Consider the following 15,770-nt stretch of genomic DNA (forward strand, 5'->3'; position numbering starts at 1 on the left):
TCTTTTACTGGTGGCTGACCCAGAAGACTGCGGTTCCCACCACCAGGATGATCAGGAACAAAATTGCCCAGGCATCAACGGTACTGTCGGGTTTACGGGCTTTTGTAGAATTGCTCATCGCATCGCCTCTTGTCGGTTTTATAGGTGATTGCACTAAGACTCGACGACAGTAAAGACCACACTTGCCCCCATGACAAATGTGGGCATTGCGAGAATCAGTCTCATTAGTCATTTTGGTTATTTACATATACTCAAACATCACTTTTGCGCATAAACGCAAACTGGTATCGTGCGCCGGCTCCGTTGGGAGTGCGCGGCCGTGCGCGCAGATTTGCCGAGAACAGGACCTATATGTACGTATACGACGAATACGATCAGCGCATCATCGAGGACCGCGTCAAGCAGTTCCGTGATCAGACCCGACGCTATCTGGCAGGTGAACTGAGCGAAGAAGAGTTCCGCCCTCTGCGCCTGCAAAATGGCCTTTATGTTCAGCGCTTTGCGCCGATGCTGCGGGTGGCCGTGCCTTATGGCCAACTGACGTCGCGCCAGACGCGCATGATGGCCAAGATTGCCCGTGACTTCGACAAAGGCTACGCCCACATCAGTACCCGCCAGAACGTACAGTTCAACTGGCCGGCGCTGGAGGACGTGCCCGACATCCTGGCTGAATTGGCCACCGTGCAGATGCACGCCATTCAGACCAGCGGTAACTGCCTGCGCAACGTGACCACCGACCAATTTGCCGGCGTTGCCGCCGACGAGTTGATCGACCCACGCCCCTGGTGCGAAATCGTCCGTCAATGGACCACCTTCCACCCTGAGTTCGCCTTCCTGCCCCGCAAGTTCAAGATCGCCATCAATGGCTCGACCTCGGACCGTGCGGCCATTGAAGTGCACGATATCGGCCTGGAGCCGGTGCACAACGCAGCCGGCGAGCTGGGCTTTCGCGTATTGGTCGGTGGCGGCCTTGGCCGTACGCCGGTGGTCGGCGCCTTCATCAACGAATTCCTGCCGTGGCAAGACCTGTTGAGCTACCTCGACGCCATCCTGCGGGTCTACAACCGCTACGGCCGTCGTGACAACAAGTACAAGGCCCGGATCAAGATCCTGGTCAAGGCGCTGACCCCTGAGGTGTTTGCCCAGAAAGTCGACGCTGAAATGGAACACCTGCGCGGCGGCCAGACCACCCTGACCGACGCCGAAGTCCACCGCGTTGCCAAGCATTTTGTCGATCCGGACTACAAGGCCCTGAGAGATCAGACCGCCGAGTTGGCCGAACTCGACCAGCAGCACCCGGGTTTCGCCCGCTGGCGCAGCCGCAACACCCTGGCGCACAAGAAGCCGGGCTATGTGGCCGTGACCCTGTCGCTCAAACCCACCGGTGTTGCACCGGGCGATATCACCGACAAGCAACTGGACGCCGTCGCCGACCTGGCTGACCGCTACAGCTATGGCCAACTGCGCACCTCCCACGAGCAGAACATCATTCTCGCGGACGTGGAGCAGAGCCAACTGTTCACCCTGTGGGGCGAGCTGCGCGAAGGCGGTTTCGCCACGCCGAACATCGGCCTGTTGACCGACATCATCTGCTGCCCGGGCGGCGACTTCTGCTCCCTGGCCAACGCCAAGTCGATCCCGATCGCCGAGTCGATCCAGCGCCGTTTCGACGACCTGGACTACCTGTTCGACATTGGCGAGCTGGACCTGAACATCTCCGGTTGCATGAACGCCTGTGGTCACCACCACGTCGGCCACATCGGCATTCTGGGTGTGGACAAGAAAGGCGAAGAATTCTACCAAGTGTCCCTGGGCGGCAGCGCCAGCCGCGATGCGAGCCTGGGCAAGATCCTGGGCCCGTCCTTCGCCCAGGAAGCCATGCCTGAAGTGATCGGCAAACTGATCGACGTGTACGTCGAGCAGCGCACCGAAGATGAGCGTTTCATCGATACCTATCAGCGCATCGGCATCGACCTGTTCAAGGAGCGCGTCTATGCAGCGAATCATTAAGAACAACGAAGTCCTCGACGAAACCTGGCACCTGCTGCCAAAAGACGCGAGCTTCGATGGCATCTCCAACTGCGACGACCTGATCGTGCCGCTGGCGCTGTGGCGCGAACACGCCCACGCCCTCAAGGCCCGCGACGGCGGCCTGGGTGTGTGGCTGGACGCCGAAGAAGAAGCCGAAGAAATCGGTGACGACGTGGAACACTTCCAGGTCATCGCCCTGAACTTCCCGGCCTTCACCGACGGGCGCAACTACTCCAACGCCCGCCTGCTGCGTGACCGTTACGGTTACAAGGGCGAGCTGCGCGCGATTGGCGATGTGCTGCGCGACCAGTTGTTCTACCTGCGCCGCTGCGGGTTCGATGCCTTCGCCTTGCGCGCCGACAAAGACCCGTACGAAGCCCTGGAAAGCCTCAAGGACTTCTCGGTGACGTACCAGGCTGCAACGGATGAGCCGTTGCCACTGTTCCGTCGTCGCTAAGCGAGAGCGCAAAAAAGCCCCGGCATGCCGGGGCTTTTTTATGGCTGCGGTTTAATCGACGCCAACACCTGCTGCTGCCCCATGGAACACGGCACGCCTTCAGGCTGGGCGCGCACCGCCTCGATCACGCCGAGCAACTGCGCCTTGCTGTGGGCCAGTTGCGCTTGCATCACTTCGATCTGCGCCACCTTGCGTTCCAGCCCTTCAATCAACTCCTCACGCTTGTGCTCGCCCGGGGCCGGCATCAGCGCCTTGAGTTCCTGCAAGGTGAACCCGGCCTGTTGCGCGCTCTGAATCAATTGCAGGGTTTGCAGCGCCTCTTCTGAATAACGCCGGTAGCCATTGGCCTGGCGCCCCACCTGGCTGATCAAGCCTTCGGCCTCATAAAAGCGAATACGCGACGCGGCCAGCCCGCTCTGTTTTGCCAACTCACCGATATTCATCGCCAAACCCTGCTTGACATTAAAGTTAACTTTAAGCTTAGCCTGAGGCCTCCCCCGCTCAGGAGTCAACCCAATGTCACCCTTTGAAGCCTTGCAACTGCCCAATGGCCAAGTCCTCTCCAACCGTATCGCCAAGGCGGCGATGGAGGAGAACATGGCAGACGTGCACCAGGCCCCGTCGCGCGAACTAAAGCAGTTGTACAAGACTTGGGCCGAAGGTGAACCGGGCCTGCTGATTACCGGCAACGTGATGATCGACCGCCGCGCCATGACCGGCCCCGGCGGCGTGGCCCTGGAGGACGAGCAGCACCTGGCCAGCTTCCGTGAATGGGCCGACGTCGCGCGGGCCAAAGGCGTGCACTTCTGGGTGCAGCTCAGCCATCCGGGGCGCCAGACCCCAGGCAATCTGCGCCAGCCTTCCGTGGCACCTTCGGCCGTTGCGCTGGACCTGGGCGGTTTCTCAAAGATGTTCGCGATGCCCAAGGCCATGACCGAGGATGACATTCAGGACGTGATCAAACGCTTCGCCACCAGCGCGCGCCTGGCCGAGAAAGCCGGGTTTACCGGGGTGCAAATCCACGCCGCCCACGGTTACTTGCTCAGCCAGTTCCTGTCGCCCCTGAGCAACAAACGCACCGACCGCTGGGGCGGCTCGCTGGAGAACCGTGCACGCCTGCTGCTGGAGGTGATCGCCGCCATTCGTGCCAGCGTCAGCCCGTCGTTTTGCGTGGCAGTGAAACTCAACTCGGCCGATTTCCAGCGCGGCGGTTTCGACGCTGCCGATGCGCGCGCCGTGGTGCAACTGCTCAACCCGTTGCCCATCGACCTGCTGGAGCTGTCCGGCGGCAGCTACGAAGCACCGGCCATGCAAGGCGAAGCGCGTGATGGCCGCACCCTGGCGCGCGAAGCGTACTTTCTGGAGTTCGCCAGGGAACTGGCCGCCATCGCCACCCTGCCGTTGATGGTCACCGGGGGCATTCGCCGCTTGCCGGTCGTGCAGCAGGTGCTGGACAGTGGCATCGCCATGGCCGGCATCGCCACCGCCCTGACCCTGGAACCGCAACTGATCAGGCACTGGCGCGAAGGCCGCGACCTCAACCCGCAACTCAAGCCGATCAATTGGCAGCGCAAGCCTTTGGCCGCCCTCGCCACCCTGGCCGTGGTGCGCTACCAGATGCGCCGCCTGAGCCGTGGCCATGCGCCCAAGGCCGACGTCAAACCGTGCATGGCGCTGGTGCGTGACCAATGGTTTCTGGCGCGACGCACCCGCCAATACCGCGCCGCCATGACTCAACTTTCACATTAAAGGGTGAGCATTCGCCGTGATCGAACTGTCCTCTACTGATCAGCAGCTTTTAACCTCACTGACGATTGGAGTTCTTCATGGCGAAAATCAACCTGGCCCAGCAGTTGGCGACCACCCTTGAACAGGCGGGCATCAAGCGCATTTGGGGCCTGACCGGCGACAGCCTCAACGGCCTCACCGACGCCCTGCGCACCATGGACAGCATCGAGTGGATGCACGTGCGTCACGAGGAAGTGGCCGCCTTCGCCGCTGGCGCCGAAGCTGCCGCCACCGGTGAGCTGACCGTGTGCGCAGGCAGTTGCGGGCCGGGCAACCTGCACTTGATCAACGGCCTGTTCGACTGCCATCGCAACCACGTGCCGGTGCTGGCGATTGCGGCTCAAATCCCCTCCTCGGAGATCGGCCTGAATTACTTTCAGGAAACCCATCCCCAGGAACTGTTCAAGGAGTGCAGCCACTTTATCGAGCTGGTGACCAACCCCGCGCAAATGCCCCACGTGCTGCACCGCGCCATGCGCTCGGCAATCCTCAACCGTGGCGTGGCCGTGGTGGTAATCCCCGGCGACGTATCACTGCTGGAAGTCGAAGACACGCTCAAGCCCTGGCCTGCACTGCATGCCCCGCGCACATTACCGGCCGAGCAAGACCTGCAACAGCTCACCGAGATTCTGCAAAGCAGCGAGAAAGTCACCCTGCTCTGCGGCAGCGGCTGTGCCGGTGCCCACGACCAGGTGGTGGCGCTGGCCGATGCGCTGGGCGCGCCGGTGGTGCATGCCCTGCGCGGCAAAGAACATGTGGAATGGGACAACCCGTTTGACGTGGGCATGACCGGCCTGATCGGCTTCAGCTCGGGCTACCACGCCATGCTCGACTGTGACACGCTGATCATGCTCGGCACGGACTTCCCCTACCGCCAGTTCTACCCCACCGACGCAAAAATCATTCAGGTGGACCGCAACCCGCAGGCGCTGGGCCGGCGTGCCACACTGGACCTGGGGATTGCCGCTGACGTCAGCGAGACCCTCGCGGCGCTGCTGCCCCGCCTGACGCGCAAAACCGATCGCAGCTTCCTCGAAACCTCATTGAAGCATTACGAGAAGGCCCGCCAAGGCCTGGATGACCTGGCGCAGCCGTCCAAGGCCGACCGCCCGATCCATCCGCAATATGTGGCGCGGCTGCTCAGTGAGTTGGCCGATGACGATGCAATCTTTACCGCTGATGTCGGCTCGCCGACGGTGTGGGCCGCGCGTTATTTGAAAATGAACGGCAAACGCCGGCTGATCGGCTCGTTCAACCACGGCTCGATGGCCAACGCCATGCCCCAGGCCATCGGTGCGCAGGCCGCCTTCCCCGGGCGGCAGGTGATTTCGATGTCCGGCGACGGCGGGTTCGCCATGTTGATGGGGGATTTCATTTCCCTGGCGCAGTTGAAATTGCCGGTAAAAGTCATCGTGTTCGATAACTCGTCACTGGGTTTTGTCGCGATGGAAATGAAAGCCGCCGGCTATCTGGACACCGGCACCGAGCTGAAAAACCCGGACTTCGCGGCCATGTCCAATGCCATGGGCATCCTGGGTATTCGTGTGGAGCAATCCGAAGACCTGGAACCGGCATTGCGCCGTGCCCTGGCCCATGACGGCCCGGTGCTGGTGGACGTGGTCACGGCGACCCAGGAATTGGTCATGCCGCCGACCATCAAGCTGGAACAGGCCAAGGGCTTCAGCCTGTACATGCTCAAAGCGGTGATGAGCGGGCGCGGTGATGAAGTGATCGAGCTCGCGCGCACCAACTGGCTGCGCTGACCGTCAATAACGCCGGGCTGCGCCGTAGCGGACCACCACTTGGGTGATGACTTCGACCATTCGAGGGTCCGCATCCGGCGCGCTGAACAGCCGAAACTCGGCGTCGGGCAATGCGGGTAAACCGTGCTCGGCGCCGAGTACCGTCAGCCCCGGCCCCACCTGGCTACGCGCCATGGGGGCGATGGCAAAACCGGCGGATGCGGCAGCCTGCAGTGCAGCATAACTGCTGCATTGCATCGCAGTACGTTGAGCAATACCCGCCTGGGCCAACCGTGACAGCGCCGCTTCCCGGTAAGGGCAAGGTTCGGGAAACAACGCCAGGGGCAAAGGGGATGGCAGCGTCACCACCGGCTGCGCCGACCAGGCCCACACCAATGGCTCGCGCCACAGCGCCAGGCCTGGCTCGCTGGACTCACACAACGAACCCACCACCACATCCAGTTCGCCCTGCTTCATACGGGTCAACAATGTACCGGGAATGCCAACTTGCACGCTGATGTGCAGGCCGGGGTATTCGGCGGCGGCTTCCTGTAACTCGCGCAACAACCGTGCATCGGCGAACTCTTCCGACACACCTACCCGCAGGTTTCCTTCAAACGCCGAGCGCGTCAGCTCAGCCCAGGCATTGCGGTTCAACGCCAGAATGCCACGCGCGTAAGCCATCAGGCGCTCACCGTCCGGCGTCAGTTGCCGGGAACGCGTGGTGCGCGTCAGCAGCGGCTTGCCGACCTGTTCTTCAAGGCGTCGCAAATGGCCACTGACCGCCGATTGCGTCAGGTGCAGCCGTTCGCCTGCACGGCTGAAACCACCCTCATCCACGACGGCAACGAAGGTCTTGAGTAACAGGGGGTCGAACATATTCCGCAACCTGATCAATTACGCGTTAAAACACGATTTATATTTCACAACTCGCTATGTTGCAATGCCCGGGTCAACTTTCCCCGAGGCTCGCCATGACCACCCTACTGCACATCGAATGCTCGCCACGCAAACAACGCTCCGCATCATTGGAGATCGCCCGTCACTTTATCAGCCGCTATCAGCAAAACGCGCCGGTCACAGAGGTGGTGACGTTGGACCTGTGGTCACTCGACTTGCCCGAATTCGATGGCCCGGTGATGGACGCCAAGTACGCCGGCTTGAGCGGCACGGCACTGACAGAAGAACAGGCGTTTGCGTGGAAGGCATTGAAAGCCCTGGCCGCCCACCTGCATCAGGCTGACGTGCTGGTGTTCTCGGTGCCACTGTGGAATTTCGCGGTGCCCTACAAGCTCAAGCACTTTATCGACGTGGTGTCGCAGAAGGACGTGCTGTTCGAGTTCAGCCCGGAACACGGCTTGCGCGGCCTGCTGCACGATAAAACGGCGATTAATGTGTATGCCCGCGGCATGGACTTTTCGACGCCGGATGCCCAGGCAATGGATTTCCAGAAACCTTACATGGACGCGTGGCTCGGGTTCATCGGGGTAACCGACGTGCATTCGTTGTACGTCGAGAAGACCATCCTGGGGCCCCAAGTCGATCAGGCCTCACGCCAGTACTCCACCGAACAGGCTTTTGCGCTGGCTGATCGCCTCGCCTGAGCGCCCGCAGAAAAAGACCCGGCCTTGCGCCGGGTCTCGATGATCAGCCGTGCTGCTTCGCCACCCACTTGCCGTAGGCATCGATAAACGCTTGCAAGAAAGGCTTGGTCTTCTCCGACAACGCACCCGCCTCGTCAAACACAGCTCCCGCGCCGCCCAGATAGGCTTCCGGTTGCTGCATGCACGGTACGTCGAGGAACACCAGGGACTGGCGCAAATGGTGGTTCGCACCAAAACCGCCGATGGCTCCCGGTGACACGCTGATGATCGCCCCCGGCTTGCCGCTCCACGCGCTTTGCCCATACGGGCGGGAGCCCACGTCGATAGCATTCTTCAACGGGGCAGGCACGGAACGGTTGTATTCCGGCGTCACAAACAACACCGCGTCGGATGAGCTCACGTGTTTGCGGAAAGTGCTGTAGGCTTCCGGCGGCGTACCTTGGTCGATATCCTCGTTGTAGAGCGGCAAATCGCCAATTTCAACAATATTCAACTTGAGGTTGGCAGGGGCCAGTTCAGCCAATGCCAAAGCAACTTTGCGGTTGATCGACGCTTTTCTCAAGCTGCCCACCAGGACGGCAATCGTGTAGACCTTGCTCATTGAGGTTTTCCCGACGTCTGACTAAAGGAGCTTGTAGTTATAGAGTCTTCAAGGCGTGTTCACCAGCAGCTTGTGAAGTTCCCGTCGTGGCTTTCCGCGCTGCCGTTTGCGTAGGAAGCGTCTGAATGCTTCAACGAATAGTATTTTTTTTCCATAGGTAAACTACCCCGCTCGATGACGGTCTACAGAACCGCAAATCGAGTGTTTATCTCCAGAGGTTCTAAACAGATGGCTGCAGTACTTGTCGGACAGTTCCATGCCAGAGACGCGGAAGGACGCGTGTATTCAGTGCATGAGTTCCAGGAATCCAACCCGGCGCAGGACAGCCAGGCTGGCTCGACGCCTACCACCACCTACAAGCTGGCCATTGGCGACCGTGTAGAAAAGTTGGAAGGTGATGAGTTCAAACTGATTCAGTCGGGCACGATCATTGTGCGCGAATCGCAAACGACCCTCGCTTCATAAGATCCCGCCTGACCCGGAACCTACCTGCTCAGTCTTGCCCATTTTTCGGCACTGGCTGGGCTGGGCGGCCCGCATCCTGCTTAACGAAGTTGCACACTTGTAATCTCGGCGTGCGGGCTTTTATTCATTTTCCTGACCTCGACCCATGCCCGCCCACGGTCTCCCTCAACGCTATACAGATAGAGTTCGTAACCCGGGGTATCGCCAGCCGGGCCACCGAAGCCGGGATAGCTGTGCACACGCTTGATCACGCTGACGGAAGAAATGACGCCCACCTGCTCTTCCACGCTCGACTGAGAGCGAATAAACGCCTGAAACTCGACATTGTACGGATCGTGGATTTCGTAGTACTTGGCGACCACACCGGCCACGCACACTGCGATGACTGCGACCAGCCACCACTTCCAGCGTTTTCGTTCAAAAGCACTCACGGGTACCTCCCTGGCACCACCTGTCAAGGTTGACGAATCTGCGTCACTTCAACGGCCTGCTCGCCATCCAGTTGTTTAAGCGTCACCACCAATCGCCCCTTCTCGCCTTCGACGTCATACATCAAACGCTTATAGCCCGGCGCGCCGTACGCGGGATACGCCACCACCTGGCGCACCAGCGTAATACCCAGCACCGTGCCCACCTGCTCGCCGACCTGTTCCTGGGAACGGATAAACGCCTCAAGCGCGAGGTTTTCCGGGGTGTGTTCATCGCTGGCATTGAAGAGATAAGCAGCCGCGCACCCCACGGTCACCAGGACCAGAAGTTGCTTGGCCGTTACCCCGAAGAAGATCGCGGGTAGAGGCATGTGAGACCAGACCTGTTTTTGTTGTAATTGCCGGGTAAACGGCATGGGTCGTTGATGATCAGAACCGCCATTCTAATCAGGTCGGTGGGCAATACCAGAGGTATCAGTGGTCGCCGTAGGTAATATCCTTGTTCTCCCCGACACCCCCGAGGGTGCGGTCTTTGCCGAACGAGAACAGATCAAAGGGGGTTTGCGCCTGGCTGGGCGGATAGTGGTACTGATAGGACACACCCCAAGGGTCGGTCAGCAGTTCGTCTTTGACGTAGGGGCCTTTCCAACGGGTTTCACCTTCCGGCTGCGCGGTCAGCGCATCGAGGCCTTCGTCGTCCCTTGGGTAACGGCCGGTGTCTTGATGGAACTGCTCGACAGCCTTGCCCAATTCGACGACCTGGCTTTTGGCCGTGGCGATTTCCGCGAGCGTCACATCACCAAACAACCGCGGCCCGACGGCCAGCGCCAGCAAGCCGATGATGACCAACGCTACCAGCACGGCCCATCGGGTAAAACCGCGCTGAGTGTGCAAGCTGTCACTGGCTGCTGTTTTGCCGGGCATTGTAGGGTTCCCTCTGAATGCTTTGGTTGATACACGCTTTGTGTGAACCGCCGGTTGCAGTACCGCACAGACTTAACGGTAGACGCCCCGGGCGCAGGCTCGCGCTCTTTTTTACCCAGCCATTGAAACCCCGCCGCGTGCACCCTAGACTCCGGCCATGCGTTTACGTCATATCGAAGTGATTCAGGCCATCTTGCAGACCGGACATCCAGGCTTGGCGGCCGAATGGTTGCAACTTCCCGTGGGCGATGTTGACGCAGCGCTCAAGGAGGCCGAACAGCAATTGGGCTTCATGCTATTTGCCAGCGTGCGCGGGCGTTTGCAAGCGACGCGCGAAACATTGGAGCTGCAAGCTGAAATTGCGCGCGTGTATGAAGCGCTGGAGCCCGTGCAACGGTTGGCCAGCCGTTTGAAACATCACCATGCCCCGCCCTTGCGCGCCTTGTGCACCCCGCCACTGGCCAATCAACTGCTACCGCAAAGCATCGCTGTGCTGCGCCGCCGCTTTCAGGACACTCCGTGCAACCTGTCCAGCCAACCGACCCGGGACATTGTGCGCAGCCTGTTGCTGCATGAGGCCGAAGTGGGCCTGAGCCTGCACGACCCGGAACATCCGCAAATCCAGAGCACCGTGCTGGCCCAGGGCAAGCTGCAATTGCTCGCGCCCCATGGCTGGCTCAAGCCCAAACAGAAATACATCGCGCTGCAGGACCTGGCCGGGCAGTCGATGATCGGCCTGGAAGGCCACGACCCTTTAAGCCGCCTGCTCGACGCCAAACTGCAAGCCCTGCGGCCACTGCCCGTGGTGCAAACGCGCGTGCAGACCTACCAGATGATGCGCAGCATGGTCGAAGCCGGTGAAGGTCTGGCGATTGTCGACCCCTTCACCGCCTTCGGCGCGCGGGAGGCAGGGCTGGATGCGTGCCCGGTGTCGCCGCCGATTCTGGTGAGCCTTTTTGCATTGACCCTCAAGGAAGGCGTGACCACGCCGGCACTGAATGCACTGCTGGACATTGTCACGCAGAAGGCTGAAAGCCTGTTGGCGGGTTAAATCTGTTCAACTTCTTGCTTGAACAGGCGGTACCAGAAAATCGCCACCTCGCGAGTGTTTGGGTCAATGCCGCGATAGCGCAGTTGATCAATCCCGCCCATCACATACCCGCAACGCTCATACAGGCGGCAGGCGCCGAGGTTGTTGTTCTGGGTCTCGAGCATCATGCCCGGCAGGTTCTTCTTGCGGCTCCAGAACTGCGCCACATCCAGTAACGCCTTGGCCACCCCATGCCGCCGCGCGGGCAACGCCACGGCCAGCTCATCGACATGGGCAAAACCGTTCCAGTTGGTGCTGACCACAATGTGCCCTACAGCACGGTCATCCAGGTAGGCCATGAAGATCGCGCTGTCCGGCGCATCACGAAAACTGGCGAACTCTTGCGGGTCGATGCCATAGCATTTGCGGTACGGCATGATGCGCTCCACAGCCCACTGATCGACGCGCTGACCCATCTGCGGCACGCCATAGGCGCCAACCTCAAAGCTGAAATCGTTGCCCCACACGTAGGCGTCAAAGCCCTCGTCGGCAACACGCACACTGAGCCCCGGGTACTTCGGGTTCATTACAGCTTGCATAAACATTCTTAACCCTTGATGCAATCGACGGTGTAACAACGACCACTGCCGTCGTCTTCGTGTTGCAACCCATGAACATCGGCGACAAAACCGGGAAAGCTGCTATCGAACGTCCGGGCAAACGCCAGGTAGTCGATGATCGAACGCGTTGACTCGGTAAAGCGCTCGCCGGGCATGATCAACGGAATGCCCGGCGGATAAGGCACCAGCATCACGGCTGCGATGCGCCCTGGCAAGGCGTCGATGGAAACCGCCTCGACTTCACCTCTGACCAATTGGTCGTAGGCGTCGGCCGGCTTCATCGCGATTTCCGGCAAAACGGTGTACATGCGTTTGAGGTGCTTGGCCGTGGCGTTGCTGCGGTAGCAACTGTGCAACTGATCACACAGGTCGCGCAAGCCCAGGCCTTGATAGCGCACCGGGCCCTGTGCGTAGACCGATGGCAAACAGCTTGCGAGGCTGGCATTGGCGTCGTAATTGCGTTTGAACTCCAGCAACTCGGTAAGCAAGGTACTCCATTTACCTTTGGTGATGCCCATGGAAAACAGCACGAGGAAAGAATAAAGCCCGGTTTTTTCCACCACCAGGCCGCGCTCCCAAAGGAACTTGCTCACCACCGCCGCCGGAATGCCGCGCTCGCTCAAGGCACCACCGGCGTTCAGGCCGGGCATCACCAGCGTGACTTTGATCGGATCGAGCAACACGTAATCTTCGGCCACATCACCAAAGCCGTGCCAGTCATCCTGCGGGTGCAGCAGCCAGTCCGCCGTGGCGACGCGGTCAATGCCGGCCACGGAAGGTGGCTGCCAGATGGAGAACCACCAGTCTTCAGCCGCGATGTGCTGGCGCAGATTGGCCAGGGCGCGGCGGAAACTCAAGGCCTCGTCGAACATCTCTTGCAATAGCGAGCGCCCCGCCGGGCCTTCCATCATTGCCGAGGCCACGTCCAGCGAGGCGATGATGCTGTATTGCGGCGAGGTGGAGATATGCATCATGAACGCTTCATTGAATCGATCACGGTCCAGTTGGCGTGCACCGCCGTCCTGCACATGGATCATCGAGGCCTGGCTGAAGGCGGCCAGCAGTTTGTGAGTGGAGTGCGTGGTGAACACCAACGGGCTGTCCGGGGTGCGCGAAGTGCCCATGCCGTAACGACCGGCGAAGAACTCGTGAAAGGCGGCGTAGGCATACCAGGCTTCGTCGAAGTGCAACACCTCGACACTGTTGCCCAACTGCTGCTTGATCAGCTCAGCGTTGTAGCACAGGCCGTCATAGGTGGAATTGGTGACCACGGCCATCTTCACTTTCGGCGGGCGGCCACGGGTCAGCGGGCTGGCTTCGATCTTGGCACGGATGGCATCGGGGCTGAATTCGCTTAAGGGAATCGGGCCGATGATGCCCAGCTCGTTGCGCTCCGGGCACAAGTACAACGGAATTGCGCCGGTCATGATGATCGAATGCAACACCGATTTGTGGCAATTGCGGTCCACCAGCACCAGATCGTCACGGCCGACCATGGAGTGCCACACGATCTTGTTTGCGGTGGACGTGCCGTTGATTACAAAGAACGTGTGGTCGGCACCGAAGTTGCGCGCCGCACGCGCTTCGGCCTCCGCCAGGGGGCCGGTGTGGTCAAGCAGCGAGCCCAGTTCCGGCACCGAAACAGACAAATCCGAACGCAGGGTGTTTTCCCCAAAGAACTGATGAAACGCCTGCCCCACCGGGCTTTTGCGATAGGCAACTCCACCGCCATGGCCGGGGGTGTGCCAGGAATAGTTGGAGTCGGCCGTGTGCTGCACCAGCGCCTTGAAAAAGGGCGGCAGCAGGCCATCAAGGTAAGTGCGCGCAGCCCGCGCGACTTGCCGGGCCAGAAACGGCACGGTGTCTTCGAACAGATAGAGAATGCCGCGCAGTTGGTTGAGTTCACTCATGGCATCGGCCGGGGCGTTTTCCAGGGTGACCTGCTCGCCCAAGGCAAAGATCGGCAAATGGGGCGCCCTCACCCGCGCCAGGCGGATCAGCTCGACCATGTTTTGCAGCAAGTGGGTATTTTCGCCAGCGCCTTCAGCGGCGATCAGCATGCAGGCGAGGCCGTGATGAGTGGAAGCCACCAGACGTCCTTCGGCGTAGTCCACGGCGGAAAAGATGCTGAAGCCCTCCTGTTCCAACTCTCTGGCGATGCCTCGGACCCGGTCACCGGCAACGGTGTCGGCCTTGATGTCGCGGTGCACGATCAGGATGGGGAACTTCAGGTCTTTGTACATGAGTGCGTTCAGTCCTGAGGGCTATGCACTCAAGGGTAGAAGCTGCGACGGGATGACGCGAATGAAGATTTTGAAAGCAATGCCAATCAACTGTGGGAGCTGGCTTGCCTGCTCCCACATCAATCAGTGCTGGGTCAGCGTGGACCACAGCGCCGGCGCGCCCGCCGACTTGGCAATCGCTTCCAGCCGCGCCGCGTGCTCGGCCATGTCCTGCTCACTGGCGCGAATGATCACGCTCGGCTTGCGATCGGCCGGCAGGCGGCGGATTTCCGAAGGGCGGTTGCCCGAACCTTCAGCCGAGCCACTGCCATCGGAGGCGTTGCCGGCCAGGGACAGGCTGGTCTGCCCGCCCGTCATGGTCAGGTAGACGTCGGCCAGAATCTCGGAGTCGAGCAACGCGCCGTGAAGCTCACGACCGGAGTTGTCGACGCCATAGCGTTTGCACAAGGCATCCAGGCTGTTGCGCTGCCCGGGGTGACGCTCGCGGGCCATCATCAAGGTGTCGAGGATCGAACAGTGCTGCGAAATATCTGCACGGTCCGTCTGCCCCATCAGGGCGAACTCGTTATTGATGAAGCCGACGTCGAACGCCGCGTTATGGATGATCAGTTGCGCGCCATTGATGAACTCAAAGAACTCATCGGCAACTTCGGCAAAGCGCGGTTTGCCCTTGAGGAATTCGTCGGTGATACCGTGGACGCCGATCGCGCCCTCGTCACTGTCGCGGTCCGGTTGCAGGTAGACGTGGAAATGACGCCCGGTCAGGCGGCGCCCCATCAGTTCGACACAGCCGATTTCGATGATCCGGTGGCCATCGGTCACCGGCATGCCGGTGGTTTCGGTATCGAGTACAACAGATCGGATGGCCATCAGGGTTCAGCTCTCAACGGGTGGTGTATTTCAAGGAGCGGGATATTAGCACGTCATGCTCCCGGCAGCCCAAGGCTCGCCCAAGGGCTTGACGCCTCTACAGTTTCTTACACTCTTTAGCAAAGCTGCAGCAGTTTGGCCAAGGCGCGCTTGTTAGCCTGCGAGCCCAACCCGATGCGGACTTTGCAGAACCATGAACCTGTCAAAAACACTGTGCGCGCTGTTGCTGAGCAGCAGCGCTTGCACGGCACACGCCACCAGCTTCGTGATGACCACTGACTTTCTGGTCAGCCTGTCCATGAGTGCAACCAAAGGCACCAGCTCTTCATTCAAGGATGACAAGATCGTTCAGGCGGCCCGGGATGACGCCGAAGCCTATGTCGCCAGTGACGGCCGGATCCATGGCGTGCGCCTGGAGTCGGCGCTGGTGCATATCCGTGAACGCCTGCCTGGCCAAACCTTCACCGACATGCAACTGGCCCAGGCCATCGCTGCACTTTAACGCTCAACTCTGTTTGTAGCCCCGCACATCGTCCACGCCACGGTTGGCCAGTTGGTCAGCGCGTTCGTTGCCAGGGTGGCCGATGTGCCCGCGCACCCATTTCCAGGTGATGTTATGGCGATTGCATTGCTCATCGAGCAATTGCCACAGGTCAGCGTTCTTGACCGGTTCTTTTGCAGCGGTTTTCCAGCCGCGTTTCTTCCAGTTGACCATCCATTCGTTGATGCCCTTCATCACGTACTGCGAGTCAGTCACCAGCAGCACGTCACAGCGGCGCTTGAGTTCTTCCAGGCCGCGAATGGCGCCCATCAGCTCCATGCGGTTGTTGGTGGTGTTGGGTTCGCCGCCCCACAACTCCTTCTCGACGCCCTTGCACACCAGCAAGGCGCCCCAGCCGCCAGGGCCCGGGTTGCCCTTGCAGGCGCCATCGGTAAAGAGTTCTACGGTATCGGTCATCAGTTGCAT

18 protein-coding genes are annotated in these 15,770 nt (G+C 60.5%); 8 read left to right on the top strand and 10 right to left on the bottom strand.

Features of this window, described 5'->3' with window-relative positions; translation table 11 throughout:
• The first annotated feature begins 351 nt into the window (after positions 1-351).
• Together AB4P94_RS23965 and AB4P94_RS23970 are read left to right on the top strand one after the other, a co-directional pair.
• Positions 352-2,010 (top strand): nitrite/sulfite reductase, encoded by a 1,659-nt coding sequence (locus AB4P94_RS23965; protein ID WP_395607786.1) that lies wholly within the window; start codon positions 352-354, stop codon positions 2,008-2,010.
• Positions 1,994-2,488: a DUF934 domain-containing protein gene (locus AB4P94_RS23970; protein ID WP_033902261.1), complete on the top strand. Its 495-nt coding sequence runs from the start codon at positions 1,994-1,996 to the stop codon at positions 2,486-2,488. Before AB4P94_RS23965 ends, AB4P94_RS23970 begins: the two co-directional genes overlap by 17 nt.
• Before the next feature lie 38 nt (positions 2,489-2,526).
• On the opposite strand, the gene AB4P94_RS23975 is transcribed toward AB4P94_RS23970, so the two are convergent.
• Entirely contained in the window at positions 2,527-2,931 is a 405-nt protein-coding gene (locus AB4P94_RS23975) for a MerR family transcriptional regulator (protein WP_395607787.1), read from the bottom strand.
• A gap of 73 nt (positions 2,932-3,004) precedes the next feature.
• On the opposite strand from AB4P94_RS23975, the gene AB4P94_RS23980 reads away from it, so the two are divergent.
• Together AB4P94_RS23980 and poxB are read left to right on the top strand one after the other, a co-directional pair.
• Positions 3,005-4,237, top strand: coding sequence for an NADH:flavin oxidoreductase/NADH oxidase family protein (locus tag AB4P94_RS23980; protein ID WP_395607788.1), 1,233 nt, complete (start codon positions 3,005-3,007; stop codon positions 4,235-4,237).
• A 77-nt stretch (positions 4,238-4,314) separates the two neighbouring features.
• A complete protein-coding gene (gene poxB, locus AB4P94_RS23985) occupies positions 4,315-6,039 on the top strand; it encodes a ubiquinone-dependent pyruvate dehydrogenase (RefSeq protein ID WP_395607789.1) in 1,725 nt (574 codons plus the stop codon).
• A gap of 3 nt (positions 6,040-6,042) precedes the next feature.
• Here the strand turns inward: poxB and AB4P94_RS23990 are convergent, their stop codons facing one another.
• Positions 6,043-6,897, bottom strand: a complete 855-nt coding sequence (locus AB4P94_RS23990; RefSeq protein ID WP_395607790.1) for a LysR family transcriptional regulator — start codon at positions 6,895-6,897, stop codon at positions 6,043-6,045.
• A 95-nt stretch (positions 6,898-6,992) separates the two neighbouring features.
• Between AB4P94_RS23990 and AB4P94_RS23995 the strand changes: the two genes are divergently transcribed.
• A complete protein-coding gene (locus AB4P94_RS23995; protein WP_395607791.1) occupies positions 6,993-7,622 on the top strand; it encodes an FMN-dependent NADH-azoreductase in 630 nt (209 codons plus the stop codon).
• Positions 7,623-7,665: 43 nt separating this feature from the next.
• Here the strand turns inward: AB4P94_RS23995 and AB4P94_RS24000 are convergent, their stop codons facing one another.
• Positions 7,666-8,223 (bottom strand): NADPH-dependent FMN reductase, encoded by a 558-nt coding sequence (locus AB4P94_RS24000; protein WP_395607792.1) that lies wholly within the window; start codon positions 8,221-8,223, stop codon positions 7,666-7,668.
• 228 nt (positions 8,224-8,451) lie between these two features.
• Here AB4P94_RS24000 and AB4P94_RS24005 point away from each other — a divergent pair, with 228 nt between their 5' ends.
• Positions 8,452-8,688, top strand: coding sequence for a hypothetical protein (locus AB4P94_RS24005; RefSeq protein ID WP_017136925.1), 237 nt, complete (start codon positions 8,452-8,454; stop codon positions 8,686-8,688).
• Positions 8,689-8,768: 80 nt separating this feature from the next.
• Here the strand turns inward: AB4P94_RS24005 and AB4P94_RS24010 are convergent, their stop codons facing one another.
• The 3 genes from AB4P94_RS24010 to gspG form a co-directional block, all read right to left on the bottom strand.
• A complete protein-coding gene (locus AB4P94_RS24010) occupies positions 8,769-9,119 on the bottom strand; it encodes a hypothetical protein (RefSeq protein ID WP_395607793.1) in 351 nt (116 codons plus the stop codon).
• Positions 9,120-9,142: 23 nt separating this feature from the next.
• Positions 9,143-9,487, bottom strand: coding sequence for a hypothetical protein (locus tag AB4P94_RS24015; RefSeq protein WP_395607794.1), 345 nt, complete (start codon positions 9,485-9,487; stop codon positions 9,143-9,145).
• A 103-nt stretch (positions 9,488-9,590) separates the two neighbouring features.
• On the bottom strand, positions 9,591-10,040 hold the full coding sequence (gspG, locus tag AB4P94_RS24020; RefSeq protein WP_395607795.1) for a type II secretion system major pseudopilin GspG: 450 nt from the start codon (positions 10,038-10,040) through the stop codon (positions 9,591-9,593).
• A gap of 157 nt (positions 10,041-10,197) precedes the next feature.
• On the opposite strand from gspG, the gene AB4P94_RS24025 reads away from it, so the two are divergent.
• Positions 10,198-11,091 (top strand): LysR substrate-binding domain-containing protein, encoded by an 894-nt coding sequence (locus tag AB4P94_RS24025; protein WP_395607796.1) that lies wholly within the window; start codon positions 10,198-10,200, stop codon positions 11,089-11,091.
• Here AB4P94_RS24025 and AB4P94_RS24030 read toward each other — a convergent pair.
• From AB4P94_RS24030 to dnaQ, 3 genes are all read right to left on the bottom strand, one after another.
• Complete coding sequence (locus AB4P94_RS24030; protein ID WP_395607797.1) at positions 11,088-11,669, bottom strand: GNAT family N-acetyltransferase; 582 nt, start codon at positions 11,667-11,669, stop codon at positions 11,088-11,090. The two genes, AB4P94_RS24025 and AB4P94_RS24030, sit on opposite strands and share 4 nt — an antisense overlap.
• Positions 11,670-11,677: 8 nt before the next feature.
• Positions 11,678-13,933, bottom strand: a complete 2,256-nt coding sequence (locus AB4P94_RS24035; RefSeq protein WP_395607798.1) for an Orn/Lys/Arg decarboxylase N-terminal domain-containing protein — start codon at positions 13,931-13,933, stop codon at positions 11,678-11,680.
• A 123-nt stretch (positions 13,934-14,056) separates the two neighbouring features.
• Positions 14,057-14,797, bottom strand: coding sequence for a DNA polymerase III subunit epsilon (gene dnaQ, locus AB4P94_RS24040; RefSeq protein WP_165448243.1), 741 nt, complete (start codon positions 14,795-14,797; stop codon positions 14,057-14,059).
• Between the two features lie 199 nt (positions 14,798-14,996).
• Here dnaQ and AB4P94_RS24045 point away from each other — a divergent pair, with 199 nt between their 5' ends.
• Positions 14,997-15,305, top strand: a complete 309-nt coding sequence (locus AB4P94_RS24045; RefSeq protein ID WP_395607799.1) for a DUF2388 domain-containing protein — start codon at positions 14,997-14,999, stop codon at positions 15,303-15,305.
• Between the two features lie 3 nt (positions 15,306-15,308).
• Here the strand turns inward: AB4P94_RS24045 and rnhA are convergent, their stop codons facing one another.
• Positions 15,309-15,761, bottom strand: coding sequence for a ribonuclease HI (gene rnhA / locus AB4P94_RS24050; protein WP_016972779.1), 453 nt, complete (start codon positions 15,759-15,761; stop codon positions 15,309-15,311).
• Positions 15,762-15,770: the final 9 nt, after the last annotated feature.

This window comes from Pseudomonas sp. B22129 (genome assembly GCF_044218875.1).
Lineage (GTDB): Bacteria > Pseudomonadota > Gammaproteobacteria > Pseudomonadales > Pseudomonadaceae > Aquipseudomonas.

What these genes read in the sequence shown, in the direction of transcription:
- AB4P94_RS23965 (WP_395607786.1), top strand. Translation starts at nt 352, where the DNA reads ATGTACGTATACGACGAATACGATCAGCGCATCATCGAGGACCGCGTC.
- AB4P94_RS23970 (WP_033902261.1), top strand. Translation starts at nt 1,994, where the DNA reads ATGCAGCGAATCATTAAGAACAACGAAGTCCTCGACGAAACCTGGCAC.
- AB4P94_RS23975 (WP_395607787.1), bottom strand. Translation starts at nt 2,931, where the DNA reads ATGAATATCGGTGAGTTGGCAAAACAGAGCGGGCTGGCCGCGTCGCGT.
- AB4P94_RS23980 (WP_395607788.1), top strand. Translation starts at nt 3,005, where the DNA reads ATGTCACCCTTTGAAGCCTTGCAACTGCCCAATGGCCAAGTCCTCTCC.
- poxB (WP_395607789.1), top strand. Translation starts at nt 4,315, where the DNA reads ATGGCGAAAATCAACCTGGCCCAGCAGTTGGCGACCACCCTTGAACAG.
- AB4P94_RS23990 (WP_395607790.1), bottom strand. Translation starts at nt 6,897, where the DNA reads ATGTTCGACCCCCTGTTACTCAAGACCTTCGTTGCCGTCGTGGATGAG.
- AB4P94_RS23995 (WP_395607791.1), top strand. Translation starts at nt 6,993, where the DNA reads ATGACCACCCTACTGCACATCGAATGCTCGCCACGCAAACAACGCTCC.
- AB4P94_RS24000 (WP_395607792.1), bottom strand. Translation starts at nt 8,223, where the DNA reads ATGAGCAAGGTCTACACGATTGCCGTCCTGGTGGGCAGCTTGAGAAAA.
- AB4P94_RS24005 (WP_017136925.1), top strand. Translation starts at nt 8,452, where the DNA reads ATGGCTGCAGTACTTGTCGGACAGTTCCATGCCAGAGACGCGGAAGGA.
- AB4P94_RS24015 (WP_395607794.1), bottom strand. Translation starts at nt 9,487, where the DNA reads ATGCCTCTACCCGCGATCTTCTTCGGGGTAACGGCCAAGCAACTTCTG.
- gspG (WP_395607795.1), bottom strand. Translation starts at nt 10,040, where the DNA reads ATGCCCGGCAAAACAGCAGCCAGTGACAGCTTGCACACTCAGCGCGGT.
- AB4P94_RS24025 (WP_395607796.1), top strand. Translation starts at nt 10,198, where the DNA reads ATGCGTTTACGTCATATCGAAGTGATTCAGGCCATCTTGCAGACCGGA.
- AB4P94_RS24030 (WP_395607797.1), bottom strand. Translation starts at nt 11,669, where the DNA reads ATGCAAGCTGTAATGAACCCGAAGTACCCGGGGCTCAGTGTGCGTGTT.
- AB4P94_RS24035 (WP_395607798.1), bottom strand. Translation starts at nt 13,933, where the DNA reads ATGTACAAAGACCTGAAGTTCCCCATCCTGATCGTGCACCGCGACATC.
- AB4P94_RS24045 (WP_395607799.1), top strand. Translation starts at nt 14,997, where the DNA reads ATGAACCTGTCAAAAACACTGTGCGCGCTGTTGCTGAGCAGCAGCGCT.
- rnhA (WP_016972779.1), bottom strand. Translation starts at nt 15,761, where the DNA reads ATGACCGATACCGTAGAACTCTTTACCGATGGCGCCTGCAAGGGCAAC.